The following is a 15,532-nucleotide window of genomic DNA, read 5'->3' on the forward strand; positions in this document are numbered from 1 at the left end:
CCCGGTATCCCGCACACGCCCAGGCATTCCATGACGAACCCCACACCTCCCGCTTCTCCCTCGGCGGCCGGCGCCTCCCAGGCTGGCAGCACCGGCTCCATGATCGCCCGGCAGGCCATCATGAACGGCCAGCAGGCGGTCGTCGGCTACGAACTCTTTAACCGCTCGCGCTCCACCGTCGGCCACACGGCCGCCAGCGACGTGATCCTGGTCTTCACCGCGCTGTCGCATGCGGGCACCGAAGAGCTGGTGGGCAAGATGCTGATTTTCGTGAACTGCACCCACGAAAGCCTGACGGGCGGACACCTGGAACTGGTGAACCCCGACAAAGTGGTGCTGGAGATCCCTCCGCTGGGCCACGTGGCCGCGGCCGAGGTGCATGCGCGGCTTCCCATCCTGCAGGCGCTGCGCAGCCGCGGCTTTCACCTCGCCTTCAACCACACGGTGCTGGAATCCACCTACGCGCCCTGGCTGCCGCTGGCCGACTACATCAAACTCGACATGTCGGTGCTTGCGCGCGACCAGCTCGCGGTGCTGATCAACTACGCGGGGCGCCATTCCCAGGCCGAACTGATCGCGGAAAAGCTCGAAACCGCGCAACAGTACGACATGGTGTCGTCCATGGGCGTGGAAATGTTCCAGGGCTACTGGTTCTCGCGTCCCACGCTGGTGGAGGCCAAACTGCTCACCCCCGGCCAGGCGAGCATCGTGCAGCTGCTCAACCTGGTGCGCAGCCAGGCCAGTACCGACGAGATCGAAGAGGTCCTCAAAAAGGATGCTGGGCTGGCCTTCAACCTGATGCGTCTGATCAACTCCGCGGGGCTGGGCATGACGCGCGAGATCACCTCCTTTCGCCAGGCGGTGCTGCTGCTGGGACTCAAGAAGCTGTTCCGCTGGGCCGCCCTGCTGCTCACGGCGGTGCGCAGCGGCGGCACGCCCCCGGCCGTGGGACAGACGGCCGTGGTGCGCGGCCGCCTCATGGAACTGCTGGCCCAGGAATTTCTGCCCGGCGAAGAAGCCGACCAGGCGTTCGTGATCGGCATCTTCTCCATGCTGGACCAGATGCTCGGCATGCCGCTGGCCTCCGCCGTGGGGCTGCTCAACCTGCCCGAAGAGCTGTCCACTGCCCTGCTACAACGCAGCAACGTGTACGGCCAGCTGCTGACACTGGCCGAAGCCTGCGAGACCAGCGACGACCACACCTTCGACCAGATCGCCCAATCGCTCCACCTGACGAACCAGCAGATCAACTGGGCCCACTTGCAAGCCCTGGCCTGGGCGGACCAGATGGCGCCCGCCTGAGCCACTGCCGCGCCGACCTCCTAGAATCCAACGAACTTCCCACGCCATCCATGTCGAGCCTTCCAGACACCGCCGCACAGCTCCCCGCCGATTCCGCCCAGCCGTCACCCGAGGCCACCGAGGCGCAGAACCAGGTCGTCATCGCACGACAGGCCATCCTGGACGAACAGCGCACCGTCTTTGGCTACGAACTGTTCGACCGGTCCACCGCCGCGGACGCGCACACCGCCGCCAGCGATGCGGCGCTGCTGTTCAACGCGCTGTCGTATGCGGGCTCCGAGGCGCTGGTGGGCAAGAAAACCGTCTTCATCAATTGCACGCACGACAGCCTGGCCGGCGGACACCTGGAGCTGATCCACCCTGAAAAAGTGGTGCTGGAAGTACCCACACTCGGCGCCCAGGCCACGGCCGAGCAGATCGAGCAGTACATCCCCACGCTGCAAGCGGTGCGCACGCGCGGCTTTCGGCTGGCCTTCAGCCAGGACGTGCTGCGGCGCGCCTACAGCAGCTGGGTGCCTCTGGCCTCGTTCATCAAGCTGGACATGCAGGCCTTCAAGCCGGAGCTCGCCGAGCCGCTCGTGAAGTTCGCCCAAGCCCACTCGCAGGCCACCCTGGTGGCCGAGAAGGTAGAAACGGCCGAACAGTACCAGCGCATGGCTTCGCTGGGCGTGAAGCTGTTCCAGGGCTACTGGTTCGCACAGCCCTCGCTGGTCAAGGCGCAAACCATCCGTCCCTCGCAGGCGACCATCATCCAGCTCATCAACCTGGTGCGCCAGCAGGCCAGCACCGGAGAGATCGAGGAGCTGCTCAAGAAGGACCCCACGCTGTCCTTCAACCTGCTGCGTTTCATCAATTCCTCGGGCTTCGGCCTGTCGTGCGAGGTGACCTCGTTCCGTCACGCGGTGATGATCCTGGGCCTGAAGAAGCTGTTCCGCTGGGCGGCACTGTTGATGACCACCTCGCGCGCCAGCGGCTCGCCGCCCGCCGTGGGCCAGACGGCCGTGGTGCGCGGCCGCCTCATGGAACTGCTGGCCGCCGAGCTGCTGCCCCCCGAGGAATGCGACAACGCCTTCGTGGTGGGGGTCTTCTCACTGCTGGATGCGATGCTGGGCGTGCCGCTGGAGCGCGCCCTGGAAACGGTGGCCCTGCCCCAGCCGGTGCTTGACGCACTGCTGCACAACAAGGGCGTGTTCGCCCCCTTCCTGGAGCTCACCAAGGCCTGCGAAAGCGGTGACGACGAGGCTTTCGCGCGCACGGCCGAAGCGCTGCACCTGTCCAACCGCCAGGTCAACTGGGCCCACCTGCAGGCACTGGCCTGGGCCGAGAGCCTGACGGCCGACGAATAAACCCGATGCCCCCTGTGCGCGGGCCGGCCGGCGCGCGCACGGGGGCAGCCGTCAGTTCAGGCGGATGTTGGCGGCGCGGATGATGCGCGCGTTGCTCTGCGACTCCGCCGCGATCTGCCGGCGAAATGCCTCGGCGCTGCCGCCCGTGGGCACGTTGTCCGAAGCCTCCAGGCGCGCCTGGATGTCGGGCAGCGCCAGCGCACGGTTGATCTCGGCATTCAAGCGCTCCAGCACCGCGGCCGGCACGCCCGCTGGCGCGAACATGCCGAACACCGAATTCAGGTTGGCCGCGGGCAGGCCCAGTTCGCCCAGCGTGGGCACGTTCGGCAGGGTGGTCAGCCGCGCGGGCGCACCCACGGCCAGCGGGTGCAGCTTGCCCGCCTTGATCTGCTGCATCACTGCCGGGCCGGCGTTGGTGGACAGCACCTCGAACTGACCCGAAAGCGCATCGTTCAGTTGTTGCCCGCCGCCCTTGTAGGGCACGTGCGTGATCTGCACGCCGCTGCCCTGCATGATGTGTTCCAGCATGATGTGGCCCAGCGACGCCAGCCCCGATGTGGCCCATCGCACCTGGCCCGGCTGCGCCTTGGCGGTCGCCAGCAGGCTGCGGAAGTCACGCTCCTTGGCGGCCTGCGTGCCCAACAACAGCACGGGCGAGTACATCACGCTGGCCACGGGCACGATGTCGCGCGTTGCGTCGTACGGCGGCGTGCCCAGGTGCGGGTTGAGCACCAGCGGGCTGATCGCCGAGAAGCCCAGCGTGTAACCATCCGGCGCCGCCTTGGCCACCGCGTCCATGCCGATGGTGCCGCCCGCGCCGGCCTTGTTCTCCACCACCACGGGCGTGCCCAGGCGTTCGGAAAGTTTGTCGCCCAACGCGCGGGCGACCACGTCGCTGACGCCGCCCGCGGGATAGGCCACGATGATGCGGATGGGCTTGGCGGGCCAAGTCTGGGCCTGCGCGCCCAGGGGCAGCGCGGCAGCCAGCGCGAGGGAGGCCAGCACACGACGGCGCACGGAATCTGTCATTGCAACTCCAGAGTTTCAAGAAAGAGCGCGATTTTTCACCCGTTTACCGCTGTCCGCCGGCACTCCGCGCCATGCCCCTTCAACCGCGCGGATGGTGCTGCGCATGCAGCGCCTTCAGCCGCTCGCGCGCCACGTGGGTGTAGATGGTGGTGGTGGAAATGTCGGCGTGGCCCAGCAGCAGTTGCACCACGCGCAGGTCCGCACCGTGGTTCAACAGGTGAGTGGCAAAGGCATGGCGCAGCGTGTGAGGCGACAGCGGCGCGGTGATGCCTGCAGCCTGCGCGCATTTCTTGACGATGACCCAGAACATCACGCGCGACATGGCCGCGCCGCGCTGCGTGACGAACAGGTCATCCGTTTGCTGCCCGCCCAGGATGGCGCCACGCCCCTCGGCCAGGTAGCGCTGTAGCCAGCGGTGCGCCTCCTCGCCAAAGGGCACCAGCCGCTCCTTGCCGCCCTTGCCCATGACGCGCAGCACGCCTTCGGCCAGCCCCAGGTGGAAGGTTTTCAGCGTGACCAGCTCGCTCACGCGCAGGCCGCTCGCGTACATCAGCTCCAACATGGTGCGGTCGCGCAGGCCCAGCGGCGTGGCATCGTCCGGCGCATGCAGCAGGGCCTCCACCTGCGCCTGCGTCAGCGTCTTGGGCACGCGCAGCGGCTGGCGCGCGGCTTGCAGGCGCACTGTGGGGTCGGCTGCGATGCGCCGCTCGCGCAATGCCCAGTGGAAGTAGCGCCGCAGCACGGTGAGGCGGCGGTTGGCCGACGTGGCGCGCGTCTGCGCGTGTCGGGCAGCGAAGTAGCCCTGCAGGTGGTGCTCGGCCGTGGCATCCAGCGCCAGCGGAGGGTTCTGCTGCGCCAGCCATTGGGCATACAGCGTGAGGTCCCGGCGGTAGGCGGCCAGCGTGTTGCGCGACAGGCCGTCCTCCAGCCACAGGGCGTCGATGAAGGGGTCTATGGCGTTCTGGCTGTCGGGCAACATGGCGAAAACCATAGCATCAAAAAAACGCCCGCGGCAGGCGGGCGTTTTTCAGAGGGCTGGGGGCGCGCTTATTCCAGCGTGAGCTTCTGCTTTTGCACCACCTGCTTGTACACGCCGAACTCGGCCTTGATCTGCTCGGCGAACTGCTCGGGCGTGTTGGCGACGATGATCGAGTCGGTGTCCTCGATGCGCTTGCGCACGGCGGCATCTTCCAGCGCCTTCTTCACGCCTCCGTTGATCTTGTCCACCACGTCCTTGGGCAGGTTCTTGGGGCCCAGGATGCCGTAGTAGGCCATGCGGTTCACCGGCTCCAGGCCCACTTCCTTGAACGTGGGCACATTGGGCAGTGCCGCCACGCGCTGCGGCGCGGACACCACGATGGGCACGAGCTTGCCGCTCTTGATGAAGGGCAGCGCCGAGGGCAGGTTGTCGAAGATGATGGGCACCTGACCCGCCACGGTGTCGTTGAGTGCCGGACCCGCGCCGCGGTAGGGAATGTGCGTGACGAAGCTGTTGGTGAGACTCTTGTACAGCTCCATCAGCAGGTGGCCGATGCCACCTGTGCCCGAGGACGCGTACGAGTACTTGCCGGGGTTCTTCTGGATCTCCGCCAGGAAGGACTTGTAGTCCTTGGCCGGGAAGCTGGGGTGCACCGCGATGATGTTGGGCGTGGCCGCGATGTTGATGATGGGCGTGAAGTCCGTGATCGGGTTGTACGGGATCTTGGAGTTGATGGCCGGATTGGCCGCCGTGGTGGACACGGTGGCCACGCCCAGGTTGTACCCATCGGGCGCTGCGCGCGCCGTTTCCTGCGCGCCAATCACGCCGCCGCCACCGCCCCGGTTCTCCACCACCACCGACTGGCCGAGCGCGCGCGACAGTGGGTCGGCGATCACGCGGGCGATGATGTCGGTGGTGCCGCCGGGCGCGAAGGGCACCAGCAGCTTGACGGGCTTGTTGGGGTAGCCCTGGGCGAAGGCGGTGCCCGCGGTGGCCGCCAGCACCAAAGCCAGCAGGTTGCGACGTTGCATGCGAAATCTCCTCATCAAATTGTGTTTGGTGGAAAAAACAGGGGGTAGGCGGCGATCCTACGGTGCCATGCCGCGTTGACCACCGCGGGCGCCGCGCTGATTTGTTGGGAGTTTCCCCAATCATTCGCGCCGCCGGCCCGCAGCGCCACGGTATGCTGCGCGCCGTGAGTTACGTGCAGCTTCTTCTCCCGGATTTCTCGCTGATCCTGTTCGGCTACCTGCTGTGCCGCTACACGCCCCTCAACCGCTCCGTCTGGCAGCCGGTGGAAAGCCTGGTGTATTACCTGCTGTTCCCGGTGCTGCTGTTCCAGTCCATCGTCAAGAGCCCCATCAACGTGGGCGAGGCCACCGGCCTGGTGGTGGCTGGCGTGGGCACGGGCCTGTGCGGCGTGTTACTGGCCTACAGCCTGCCGCACCTGCCCTGGCTGGGCAGGCACATCGACCGGCGCGACCACGCGGCGGCGGCGCAGGTGGCTTTCCGCTTCAACTCCTTCATCGTGCTGGCCCTGGCCGAGCGCCTGGCGGGTGCGCAAGGCCTGCTCATGGTGGCGGTGCTGATTGGCGTGTGCGTACCGCTGCTGAACGTGGCCGCCGTGTGGCCCATGGCGCGCGGCGGCCAGCAGGGCTTCGTGCGCGAACTGCTGCGCAACCCGCTGATCATCGCCACGGCGACGGGGCTGGCGGCCAACCTGCTGGGCTTTCGCATCCCGCAGTGGCTGGAGCCTACGGTGGGTCGCATCAGCGCCGCGTCGCTGGCGCTGGGGCTCATGGCGGCGGGCGCGGGCATGCAGTTCGGCCTGCTCACGCGCAGCAAGCTGCTGTCCGTGTCGGTGTTGACCATTCGCCACTTGGCACAGCCGCTGATCGCCTGGGGGTTCGCGCATCTGCTGGGGCTGGACGCCATACAGACCTCGGTGCTGATGGCGTTCTGCGCCGTGTCCACCGCATCCACCTGCTATGTACTCGCCGCACGCATGGGCTACAACGGCGCGTATGTCGCAGGCCTGGTCACGCTGTCCACCGTGCTGGGGGTGGTGAGCCTGCCCTTCGCTCTGGGCTTATTGCGTTGACGCTATTTAATTAATAGCTACTTGCGCTTGCCCTGCAAGCGTTGCAGGCCATTTTTATTCAGTTTTCCTGCGCCAGCGCCCAGGCCACATGCTCGCGCACCAGCGGGCTCGGGTCATCGGCGCGTGCGGCCAGCGCCGCACGAACGACAGGGTCGCGGGTCGTGCGCAACGCGTTGCCCAGCGCCACGGCGATGTTGCGCAGCCAGCGCTCATGGCCGATGCGACGGATCGGGCCGCCCTCGGTCATGCGCAGGAAGGTCTCCTCGTCCCACGTAAACAGATGCACGAGCTGCTGCCCCACCAGCCCCGCACGCACATCGAAATCGGGCAGGCTGCTGGTCTGCGCGAACTTGTTCCACGGGCAGATGAGCTGGCAATCGTCGCAGCCATAGATGCGGTTGCCCATGAGCGGACGCAACTCCAGCGGAATGGGCCCGGCGTGCTCGATGGTGAGGTAGGAGATACAGCGGCGCGCATCCAGGCGGTACGGCGCGATGATGGCCTGCGTGGGGCAGACGTCGATACACGCCTGGCAACTGCCGCAGTGGTGCGTGACGGGCTCGGTGGGTTCGAGGGGCATGTCCACATAGATCTCGCCCAGAAAGAACATCGAGCCGGCCTCGCGGCTCAGCACCAGCGTGTGCTTGCCGCGCCAGCCCTGGCCGCTGCGGCGCGCAAGCTCGGCCTCCAGCACCGGCGCCGAGTCGGTGAACACGCGGTGGCCAAACGGCCCCACCGCCTCGGCGACGCGGTCGCTGAGCTTTTGCAGCCGCGCGCGCAGCACCTTGTGGTAGTCGCGTCCCCGGGCGTAGACGGAAACCACCGCCTCGGTGGGTCGCGCCAGCCGGCCGAGTTCCAGGGCCTGCCAGCCTTCGGCGGCTTCCAGCGCCGTCGCCCGCGGCAGGTAGTCCATGCGCGCGGTGATCACGCTCACGGTGCCGGGCACCAGCTCCGCCGGGCGGGCACGCTTCAGGCCATGCGCAGCCATGTAATGCATCTCGCCATGGAACCCTTGGGCCAGCCATTGCATCAATCCGGGCTCGGCGGAGGACAAGTCCACGCCGGCCACCTTGATTTGGGAAAATCCCAGCTCGCGGGCCCAGCCTTGTATTTGAGGAACGAGTTGACTGCTGCACACCATCAACACCCGATTGTAGAAACGCCGCACTGCCTGTCGCTGCAATGGCACGACGAGGACGACACGGCGCGCTTTGCCACGCGCCTGGCCGCGCAGCCCGGCCTGCGCAATGCCTTCATCGCCCTGCATGGCGACCTGGGTGCAGGCAAGACCACGCTGGTGCGCCACCTGCTGCGCGCCCTGGGCGTGCAGGGGCGCATCAAGAGCCCGACCTACGCCGTGGTCGAGCCGCACCAGGCACCGGGGCTGCACATCTGGCACTTCGACTTCTACCGTTTCAGCGACCCGCGCGAGTGGGAAGACGCAGGCTTTCGCGACATTTTCGCCAGCCCCGGTCTGAAGCTGGCCGAGTGGCCTGGCCATGCAGGAACCCTCATCCCGCCTGCGGATATTGCTATTCACATTGAAGCGGAGGATGATTCAGCCCGGCACGTGACGCTGCGAGCCCACACGCCCCATGGCAGCGCCATACTGCAAGGACTGGACACCCCATGAGCGATGCCCGCCGCCCTTCCCCCCTTCACAGCCGCCGCACCCTGCTGCGCGCGGGTAGCCTGGTACTGCTGCTGGGCACGCAGCAGATCGCGCGCGGCGCCACCATCGTCGCGGTGCGTGTCTGGCCCGCGCCCGACTATTCACGGGTGACCATCGAATCGGACCGCGCGCTCACGGCCCGCCAGACCTTCGTGGACACGCCGCCGCGCCTGGCCGTGGACATCGAGGGCATCGACCTCAACCCCTCGCTGCGCGAACTGGTCGCCAAGGTGCGCGCAGACGACCCCAACATCGCCGGCATCCGCGTGGGCCAGAACGCGCCCGGCGTGGTGCGCCTGGTGGTGGACCTGAAGCAGGCGGCGCGGCCGCAGGTCTTCACGCTGCAGCCCGTGGCCGCGTACCAGCACCGGCTGGTGTTCGACCTGTATCCCGCGCAGCCGCCCGACCCGCTGGAGGCACTGATCGCCGAGCGGCTGCGCGACGCCACCGCGCCGCTGCCCGGCAGCGCAATAGGTACAGGGCGCGCCATGGCGGCTCCCCCATTGACGGACCCGCTGGGTGACCTGATTGCACGGCATTCCGCACCGCAGGCCATGCCCCCTGCCCTGCCCGTGCCGGGCACGGCGGTGGCAACCGCACCCGTGGCGCCGGCACCCGCCGCCCCGGCGCGCCCTGCCGCACCCGCCACCCCGCCCACGACGGCCCGCGCGGCGTATTCCACCGACCGCCTCATCATCATCGCGCTGGACCCCGGCCACGGCGGCGAAGACCCGGGCGCCATCGGCCCGCGCGGCACGCGCGAAAAGGACGTGGTGCTGAAAGTGGCGCACCTGCTGCGCGACCGCATCAATGCCACGCAGGTGGGCGGCAATCCCATGCGCGCCTTTCTCACGCGCGACGGTGACTTCTTCGTCCCGCTGGCGGCGCGCGTCGACAAGGCGCGGCGCGTGCAGGCAGACCTGTTCGTGTCCATCCACGCCGACGCCTTCACCACCCCGTCGGCACGCGGCGCCAGCGTGTTCGCGCTGAGCCAGGGCGGCGCGTCCAGCTCGGCCGCGCGCTGGCTGGCCAACAAGGAGAATGAGGCCGACCTGATCGGCGGCGTGAACCTGGGCGCACAACAGGACCGCCATGTGCAGCGCGCGCTGCTGGACATGAGCACCACGGCGCAGATCAACGACAGCCTGAAGCTCGGCAGCGTGCTGCTGGGCGAGATCGGCGGCATGGCCAAGCTGCACAAGCCGCGCGTGGAGCAGGCGGGCTTTGCCGTGCTCAAGGCGCCCGACATTCCCAGCGTGCTGGTGGAGACGGCCTTCATCAGCAACCCCGAGGAAGAGTCCAAGCTGCGGTCCGCCGGGTATCAAGAGCAGTTGGCCGACGCGCTGATGCGCGGCATCGTCCGATACTTCGCGAAAAACCCGCCGCTGGCGCGCAGCCGCACCGTCTGAGCAGCGCGGCCGTGCCGGCGGCCAGGAGACCGCCATGGCACTGCCCCACGCCCAGTCCTGCGAAGTCGTCAGCCTCCGGCCCCTGGGGCCGCGCCTGCACGACACCCCCACCAGCGCCCTCATCAAGGCCGGCCAGCTGGAAGTGATCCGCGTGGTGCTGCCCGCCGGTAAAGAGCAGCACCAGCACGACGCACCGGGCGAAATCACGCTGCTGTGCCTGGAGGGCGAGGTGCTTTTCCAGGCCGGCGCGCAGTCGCATACCCTGCGCGAAGGCGACTTCCTGCACCTGGTGCCGCGCATTCCGCATGTGCTGCGGGCGCTGCAGGACGCCTCGCTGCTGGTGACGATCTGTCTCGTGCCGGTTAGGGCCTAGGGCCGCCGCGTCCTACACGCGCCGGCAAGACGGGCCTACACCGGCGCCGGGCCTGCGGGGTGACAGTTGAGTCACGGCCCCACACCGGGGTCTGTTGACCATAAGGAGCCACCATGCAATACCGCCACCTTCTCTCCGCCGCCGCCTGCGCAGCCGCCCTGGGCCTGGTGGGCTGCTCGTCCAATCCCACCAACGCCCAGATCGGCACCGGTGTCGGCGCCGTGGCTGGCGGCGCACTCGGTAGCGCCGTGGGCGGCACGGCCGCCACCATTGGCGGCGCCGCTGCTGGCGCGCTGATCGGCCACGAACTGGGTGAGGACCGGGACCGCGATCGCCGCCGTTGACGGCCCGCCTGAGAGCCTCACCATGCAGAACGCCACCCTTCTCGCGAGGCGGTGGCGTTTTATATGGAATATGGCCTTAACGCGCTTCTAGCAAGCGCGACTAGCTATCTATTCAATAGCAACCGCAGTTCCCTGTGCCTTGCGCCCGGCGCGCCATGCGCCAAAGATGGCAATCAGGCCGGGGATGAAGATCATGGCCCAGATGATCTTGTCCAGATGCCGCTGCACCCAGGCCATGTTTCCAAAGAAGTACCCCGCCGTGCAGATGCCCACGACCCACAGTACTGCACCACCGACGTTGTAGGCCGTGAACTTGCCTCGCCCCATCGCCGCCACACCGCCCACGAAGGGAGCGAACGTGCGAATGAAGGGCATGAAGCGCGCCAGCACGATGGTGATGCCGCCATAGCGCTCGTAGAACGCATGGGCCTGGTCGAAGGCCTTCTTGTTGAACCAGCGCGAGCTTTCCCACTGGAATACCTTGGGTCCGAAATAGCGCCCGATGCTGTAGTTGCACTGGTCGCCCAGGATCGCCGCAGCCAGCAGAACCGCGCAGGCCAGCGGGAAGTTCATCAACCCTGCACCGCTGAGCGCCCCCACCACGAACAGCAGCGAGTCACCCGGCAGAAAGGGCATGACCACCACGCCCGTCTCCACGAACACGATGATGAACAGCAGCGCGTACACCCAGGGGCCATAGCTGGCCACGAAGGCGGCGAGATGCTTGTCCACATGCAGGATGAAATCGATCAGGAACGCAAAGACTTCCAAAACACAAACCTCCCGTTGGCGAAGTGCGCCGTAATGTACCCGCGCCCCCAATGCCCCTGGTTGCACCACACCACCATTGGCAATTGCTCACACTTGTTGGCAATTGGCAAACAAACCGCGGGGCACACTTCACACGGCCGCGCCATAGTGCACCCACGGCGTGCGCACCGCGCCGCACCTCATTACAAGACCATCTCCCCGAAAGGAACCGCCATGACCGTCCTCCGCCACAGCCGCCTGATCGCCACTGCCGCACTGCTCACGGGCGCCCTTGCACTGGGCGGCTGCGCCCACCGGCCCAGCAACGCACAGATCGGCACGGGCGTCGGCGCCGTGGCCGGCGGCCTGGTGGGCAGCGCGGTGTTCGGCTCCACGCTGGGTACCGTGGGCGCCGCCGCCGCCGGCGCGCTGATCGGTAACGAGGTCGGCCGCAACAACGACCGCGGCTACCGCCACCGCCACTGACCCTTACAGCACCCGCGGTCGCATCGCCACCTAAAATCCCCGCGTGACCGCACAGCCTTCCGACACCGCCCTCGCCCCCGCGCCCCGGCGCCCCATCCGCGACCTGCCCGATGAGCTCATCAGCCAGATCGCGGCGGGCGAAGTGGTGGAGCGCCCCGCGTCTGCCGTGCGCGAGCTGGTGGACAACGCCCTGGATGCGGGCGCCACCCAGATCACCGTGCGCCTGCTGGCCGGCGGCGTGCGCCTGATCGCCGTGGAGGACGACGGCAGCGGCATCCCGCAGGATGAGCTGCCGGTGGCCCTGCGCCGCCACGCCACGAGCAAGATCACCAACCTGCACGACCTGGAATCGGTCGCCACCATGGGTTTTCGCGGCGAGGCTCTGGCCGCCATCGCGTCGGTGTCCGAGATGGCGCTGCTGTCGCGCACCGCGCAGCAGGCCAGCGCCTTTCTGCTGGATGCGCGCAGCGGCGAACTGCGCCCCGCGGCACGCAGCCGTGGCACGACCGTGGAGGTCAAGGAGCTGTTCTTCTCCACCCCCGCGCGGCGCAAGTTCCTCAAGACCGACGCGACCGAGCTCGCCCACTGCATCGAGGCCGTGCGCCGCCATGCGCTGGCGCGGCCCGATGTGGGCTTTGCCATCTGGCACGAAGGCAAGCTGGTGGAGCAGTGGCGCGCCACACTGGCTCCCGCTGCCACAGCGGACGAGGGCAAACGCCAGCAGGCCCTGCAGCAGCGCCTGAGCGACGTGCTGGGCGAGGACTTCATTCGCGACTCCGTTCCTGTGCACCTGCGCCTGGGCGCGGTCACGGTGACGGGCCGCGCCGGGCTGCCCGATGCCGCCCGTTCGCGTGCAGACCAGCAGTTCTGCTACGTGAACGGCCGCTTCGTGCGCGACAAGGTGCTCACGCATGCCGCGCGCAGCGCCTACGAGGACGTGCTGCACGGCCACAAGCAGCCGGTATACGCGCTGTACGTACAGATCGACCCGCAGCGTGTGGACGTGAACGTGCACCCGACCAAGATCGAGGTGCGCTTTCGCGACAGCCGCGAGGTGCACCAGGCCGTGCGCCACGCGGTGGAGAACGCTCTGGCGGCGCCGCGCGCGCAGGCGCTGGTGGCTGCCGCCGCTTCAACTTCTGTAGCGCCTGCCGCTCCATCCGTGGGCGATTCAGATAGAAACCCGGCTCATCCCCCCTATTGGCAAGCGCAAGCAGCTATCAAATTTGAAGAGCGCGCAGGCCACAAGGTCTCTGACCTGCAAGCTCTATGGGGCACCTCCACGGCTGCGCCACAGCCCGGTATGCCGGCAACCGCCGCCATGGCACCGGTCGCTCCAGGCGCGCCCACGGCGCCGTCCTTCCCCCCCGCCAACGCGGCTGCACTGGCTGCCGTCGACATGGCGGCTGCGCCCGTCGAGGATGCTCACACCTGGCCGCTGGGCCGCGCCGTGGCGCAGGTCCATGGCGTGTATATCCTGGCCGAAAGCGCACAAGGCTTGGTGGTGGTGGACATGCATGCGGCGCACGAACGCATCGTGTACGAGCGGCTCAAGGCCCAGGTGGACCAAGGTGCACGCATCGCCAGCCAGCCACTGCTCATCCCCGCCACCTTTGCCGCCACCCCCGAAGAGGTGGCGACCGCCGAGGCGCATGCCGACACGTTGGCCCGGCTGGGACTGGAGGTCGTGCCGTTCTCGCCGCGCACCCTGGCCGTGCGCGCCGTGCCCACCACGCTGGCCCAGGGCAACCCCGTGGAGCTGGCGCGCAGCGTGCTGGCCGAGCTGGCCACCCATGACGCCAGCACCGTGGTGCAGCGCGCGCAGAGCGAGATCCTTGCCACCATGGCCTGCCATGGCGCCGTGCGGGCCAATCGCCGCCTGACGCTGGACGAGATGAACGCCCTGCTGCGCCAGATGGAAGTCACCGATCGCTCCGACCAGTGCAACCACGGCCGCCCCACCTGGCGCCAGCTCAGCATGAAAGAGCTGGACGCGCTGTTCCTGCGCGGGCGCTGAGCGCATCCACACACCCTCTCACGCCGCTACCACCCAGCGGCATTCCTTTCTCCCCTCCCTTCTCCCCCGACTGCCTTGCACTGCCAGCGCTGCCTTGGCGGTGCCCAGGGCGGCGCAGCCGTGCCCCTGTCAAACCGTTGCGCAATCCCGCGCAACAGGGCATTCGCCGCCGACTTCGCACCAAAAGCGCGCAAGAAAACGCACCAGCAACGCGCGACAACCCCGAAAACCTGTCCCATTGCGGGGCATCAAATCCAAAATGGTGCATAACCACATGTCTTTTTGACATAATTCGATGCTGCATTGCCGCATCGCTAAATTTCCCTTGAGCAGAAAGTCCTTATGAAGCACCAATCCGTGGGCCATTTCCTTGAACAGGTTGCACAGCGCAACCCCGGCCAGCCCGAATACCTGCAAGCCGTGACCGAGGTCATGGAAAGCCTGTGGCCGTTCATCGAAAAGAACCCGCGCTATGCCGAGCAAGGCCTGCTGGAGCGCCTGGTGGAGCCCGAGCGGGTGGTGATGTTCCGCGTGTCCTGGTTCGACGATCACGGCAATGTGCATATCAACCGCGGCTATCGCATCCAGCACAGCATGGCGATCGGCCCTTACAAGGGCGGCCTGCGCTTTCACCCCTCGGTAAACCTGTCGGTGCTGAAGTTCCTGGCCTTCGAGCAGACCTTCAAGAACGCGCTGACCACGCTGCCCATGGGCGGCGGCAAGGGTGGCTCGGACTTCGACCCCAAGGGCAAGAGCCCGGCCGAAGTCATGCGCTTTTGCCAGGCCTTCGTGACGGAGCTGTTCCGCCACGTGGGTCCCGACACCGACGTGCCTGCGGGTGATATCGGCGTGGGCGGCCGTGAGGTTGGTTTCATGGCGGGCATGTACAAGAAGCTGGCCAACAACGCCGCCAGCGTGTTCACGGGCAAGGGCCTGGCCTTCGGCGGCTCGCTGATCCGCCCCGAGGCCACCGGCTACGGCACGGTGTACTTCGCCGACGAGATGCTCAAGACCCGCGGCCGCAGCTTCGACGGCCTGCGCGTGTCCGTGTCCGGCTCGGGCAACGTGGCCCAGTACGCCGTGGAAAAAGCCATGCAACTCGGTGCCAAGGTCATCACCGTGTCGGACTCCAGCGGCACCATCATCGACGAAGACGGCTTCACCCCCGAGAAGCTGGCCATCCTGATGGACGTGAAGAACCACCATTACGGCCGCGTGAGCGACTACGCCGCCCGCACCGGCGTGAAGTTCGAAGCCGGCGTGCGTCCCTGGCATGTCAAGGTGGACGTGGCCCTGCCCTGCGCCACGCAAAACGAGCTGGACGAAAACGACGCCCGCACCCTCATCAAGAACGGCGTGCTGTGCGTGGCAGAAGGCGCCAACATGCCCTCGACCAACGAGGCAGCCAAGCTGTTCGAGCAGGCGGGCGTGCTGTACGCACCGGGCAAGGCCAGCAACGCCGGTGGCGTGGCCACCTCGGGCCTGGAAATGAGCCAGAACGCGATGCGTCTGTCGTGGACCCGCGACGAAGTGGATGCGCGCCTGCTCCAGATCATGCAGGGCATCCACGCCGCCTGCCTGCAATACGGCAAGCGCGCCGATGGCAGCGTGAGCTACATCAACGGTGCCAACGTGGCTGGCTTCGTGAAGGTGGCCGACGCCATGCTGGCGCAAGGCGTGGTCTGATACCCCTGCGCAGGCCCCGCGCCTGCGGCACACCGCGC

15 protein-coding genes are annotated in these 15,532 nt (G+C 67.5%); 10 read left to right on the plus strand and 5 right to left on the minus strand.

Annotation, left to right across the window (positions count from 1 at the left end):
* The first annotated feature begins 30 nt into the window (after nt 1–30).
* Nucleotides 31–1,302 (plus strand): EAL and HDOD domain-containing protein, encoded by a 1,272-nt coding sequence (locus BA022_RS10500; protein ID WP_088887470.1) that lies wholly within the window; start codon nt 31–33, stop codon nt 1,300–1,302.
* Nucleotides 1,303–1,352: 50 nt separating this feature from the next.
* Entirely contained in the window at nt 1,353–2,648 is a 1,296-nt protein-coding gene (locus BA022_RS10505; RefSeq protein ID WP_088887471.1) for an EAL and HDOD domain-containing protein, read from the plus strand.
* Nucleotides 2,649–2,699: 51 nt separating this feature from the next.
* Here the strand turns inward: BA022_RS10505 and BA022_RS10510 are convergent, their stop codons facing one another.
* The 3 genes from BA022_RS10510 to BA022_RS10520 all read right to left on the minus strand — a co-directional run bounded on the left by BA022_RS10510 (nt 2,700) and on the right by BA022_RS10520 (nt 5,687).
* Nucleotides 2,700–3,677, minus strand: a complete 978-nt coding sequence (locus BA022_RS10510) for a Bug family tripartite tricarboxylate transporter substrate binding protein (RefSeq protein WP_088887472.1) — start codon at nt 3,675–3,677, stop codon at nt 2,700–2,702.
* Between the two features lie 79 nt (nt 3,678–3,756).
* Nucleotides 3,757–4,656 carry a site-specific tyrosine recombinase XerD gene (gene xerD / locus BA022_RS10515; RefSeq protein ID WP_041836206.1) on the minus strand — a complete coding sequence of 300 codons (900 nt, stop codon included), beginning with the start codon at nt 4,654–4,656 and terminating at the stop codon, nt 3,757–3,759.
* A 68-nt stretch (nt 4,657–4,724) separates the two neighbouring features.
* The gene (locus tag BA022_RS10520; protein ID WP_088887473.1) at nt 4,725–5,687 is read right to left on the minus strand and encodes a tripartite tricarboxylate transporter substrate binding protein BugE; all 963 of its coding nucleotides are present in this window, start codon (nt 5,685–5,687) and stop codon (nt 4,725–4,727) included.
* 152 nt (nt 5,688–5,839) lie between these two features.
* Here BA022_RS10520 and BA022_RS10525 point away from each other — a divergent pair, with 152 nt between their 5' ends.
* Complete coding sequence (locus BA022_RS10525) at nt 5,840–6,757, plus strand: AEC family transporter (protein ID WP_088887474.1); 918 nt, start codon at nt 5,840–5,842, stop codon at nt 6,755–6,757.
* A gap of 58 nt (nt 6,758–6,815) precedes the next feature.
* Here BA022_RS10525 and queG read toward each other — a convergent pair whose 3' ends face one another.
* The gene (queG, locus tag BA022_RS10530; RefSeq protein ID WP_187306068.1) at nt 6,816–7,868 is read right to left on the minus strand and encodes a tRNA epoxyqueuosine(34) reductase QueG; all 1,053 of its coding nucleotides are present in this window, start codon (nt 7,866–7,868) and stop codon (nt 6,816–6,818) included.
* Between the two features lie 12 nt (nt 7,869–7,880).
* Between queG and tsaE the strand changes: the two genes are divergently transcribed.
* The 4 genes from tsaE (at nt 7,881) to BA022_RS10550 (ending at nt 10,555) form a co-directional block, all read left to right on the plus strand.
* Entirely contained in the window at nt 7,881–8,390 is a 510-nt protein-coding gene (gene tsaE / locus BA022_RS10535; RefSeq protein ID WP_088888591.1) for a tRNA (adenosine(37)-N6)-threonylcarbamoyltransferase complex ATPase subunit type 1 TsaE, read from the plus strand.
* Nucleotides 8,387–9,838, plus strand: coding sequence for an N-acetylmuramoyl-L-alanine amidase (locus tag BA022_RS10540; RefSeq protein ID WP_088887475.1), 1,452 nt, complete (start codon nt 8,387–8,389; stop codon nt 9,836–9,838). Before tsaE ends, BA022_RS10540 begins: the two co-directional genes overlap by 4 nt.
* 34 nt (nt 9,839–9,872) lie before the next feature.
* Nucleotides 9,873–10,211 (plus strand): cupin domain-containing protein, encoded by a 339-nt coding sequence (locus BA022_RS10545; protein WP_088887476.1) that lies wholly within the window; start codon nt 9,873–9,875, stop codon nt 10,209–10,211.
* A gap of 113 nt (nt 10,212–10,324) precedes the next feature.
* Entirely contained in the window at nt 10,325–10,555 is a 231-nt protein-coding gene (locus tag BA022_RS10550) for a glycine zipper domain-containing protein (RefSeq protein WP_015912630.1), read from the plus strand.
* Between the two features lie 108 nt (nt 10,556–10,663).
* On the opposite strand, the gene BA022_RS10555 is transcribed toward BA022_RS10550, so the two are convergent.
* Nucleotides 10,664–11,326, minus strand: coding sequence for a DedA family protein (locus BA022_RS10555; RefSeq protein WP_015912629.1), 663 nt, complete (start codon nt 11,324–11,326; stop codon nt 10,664–10,666).
* Nucleotides 11,327–11,539: 213 nt separating this feature from the next.
* Between BA022_RS10555 and BA022_RS10560 the strand changes: the two genes are divergently transcribed.
* The 3 genes from BA022_RS10560 (at nt 11,540) to gdhA (ending at nt 15,494) form a co-directional block, all read left to right on the plus strand.
* Nucleotides 11,540–11,791: a glycine zipper domain-containing protein gene (locus tag BA022_RS10560; RefSeq protein ID WP_088887477.1), complete on the plus strand. Its 252-nt coding sequence runs from the start codon at nt 11,540–11,542 to the stop codon at nt 11,789–11,791.
* 43 nt (nt 11,792–11,834) lie between these two features.
* On the plus strand, nt 11,835–13,808 hold the full coding sequence (gene mutL, locus BA022_RS10565; protein ID WP_088887478.1) for a DNA mismatch repair endonuclease MutL: 1,974 nt from the start codon (nt 11,835–11,837) through the stop codon (nt 13,806–13,808).
* 342 nt (nt 13,809–14,150) lie between these two features.
* Nucleotides 14,151–15,494, plus strand: coding sequence for an NADP-specific glutamate dehydrogenase (gene gdhA / locus BA022_RS10570; protein WP_088887479.1), 1,344 nt, complete (start codon nt 14,151–14,153; stop codon nt 15,492–15,494).
* The last annotated feature ends 38 nt before the right edge of the window (nt 15,495–15,532 follow it).

This window comes from Diaphorobacter nitroreducens (assembly GCF_002214645.1).
GTDB lineage: Bacteria > Pseudomonadota > Gammaproteobacteria > Burkholderiales > Burkholderiaceae_C > Diaphorobacter > Diaphorobacter nitroreducens.

Coding starts and splice junctions, on each gene's coding strand:
- BA022_RS10500 (WP_088887470.1), top strand. CDS start 31: ATGACGAACCCCACACCTCCCGCTTCTCCCTCGGCGGCCGGCGCCTCC.
- BA022_RS10505 (WP_088887471.1), top strand. CDS start 1,353: ATGTCGAGCCTTCCAGACACCGCCGCACAGCTCCCCGCCGATTCCGCC.
- BA022_RS10510 (WP_088887472.1), bottom strand. CDS start 3,677: ATGACAGATTCCGTGCGCCGTCGTGTGCTGGCCTCCCTCGCGCTGGCT.
- xerD (WP_041836206.1), bottom strand. CDS start 4,656: ATGTTGCCCGACAGCCAGAACGCCATAGACCCCTTCATCGACGCCCTG.
- BA022_RS10520 (WP_088887473.1), bottom strand. CDS start 5,687: ATGCAACGTCGCAACCTGCTGGCTTTGGTGCTGGCGGCCACCGCGGGC.
- BA022_RS10525 (WP_088887474.1), top strand. CDS start 5,840: ATGCTGCGCGCCGTGAGTTACGTGCAGCTTCTTCTCCCGGATTTCTCG.
- BA022_RS10540 (WP_088887475.1), top strand. CDS start 8,387: ATGAGCGATGCCCGCCGCCCTTCCCCCCTTCACAGCCGCCGCACCCTG.
- BA022_RS10545 (WP_088887476.1), top strand. CDS start 9,873: ATGGCACTGCCCCACGCCCAGTCCTGCGAAGTCGTCAGCCTCCGGCCC.
- BA022_RS10550 (WP_015912630.1), top strand. CDS start 10,325: ATGCAATACCGCCACCTTCTCTCCGCCGCCGCCTGCGCAGCCGCCCTG.
- BA022_RS10560 (WP_088887477.1), top strand. CDS start 11,540: ATGACCGTCCTCCGCCACAGCCGCCTGATCGCCACTGCCGCACTGCTC.
- gdhA (WP_088887479.1), top strand. CDS start 14,151: ATGAAGCACCAATCCGTGGGCCATTTCCTTGAACAGGTTGCACAGCGC.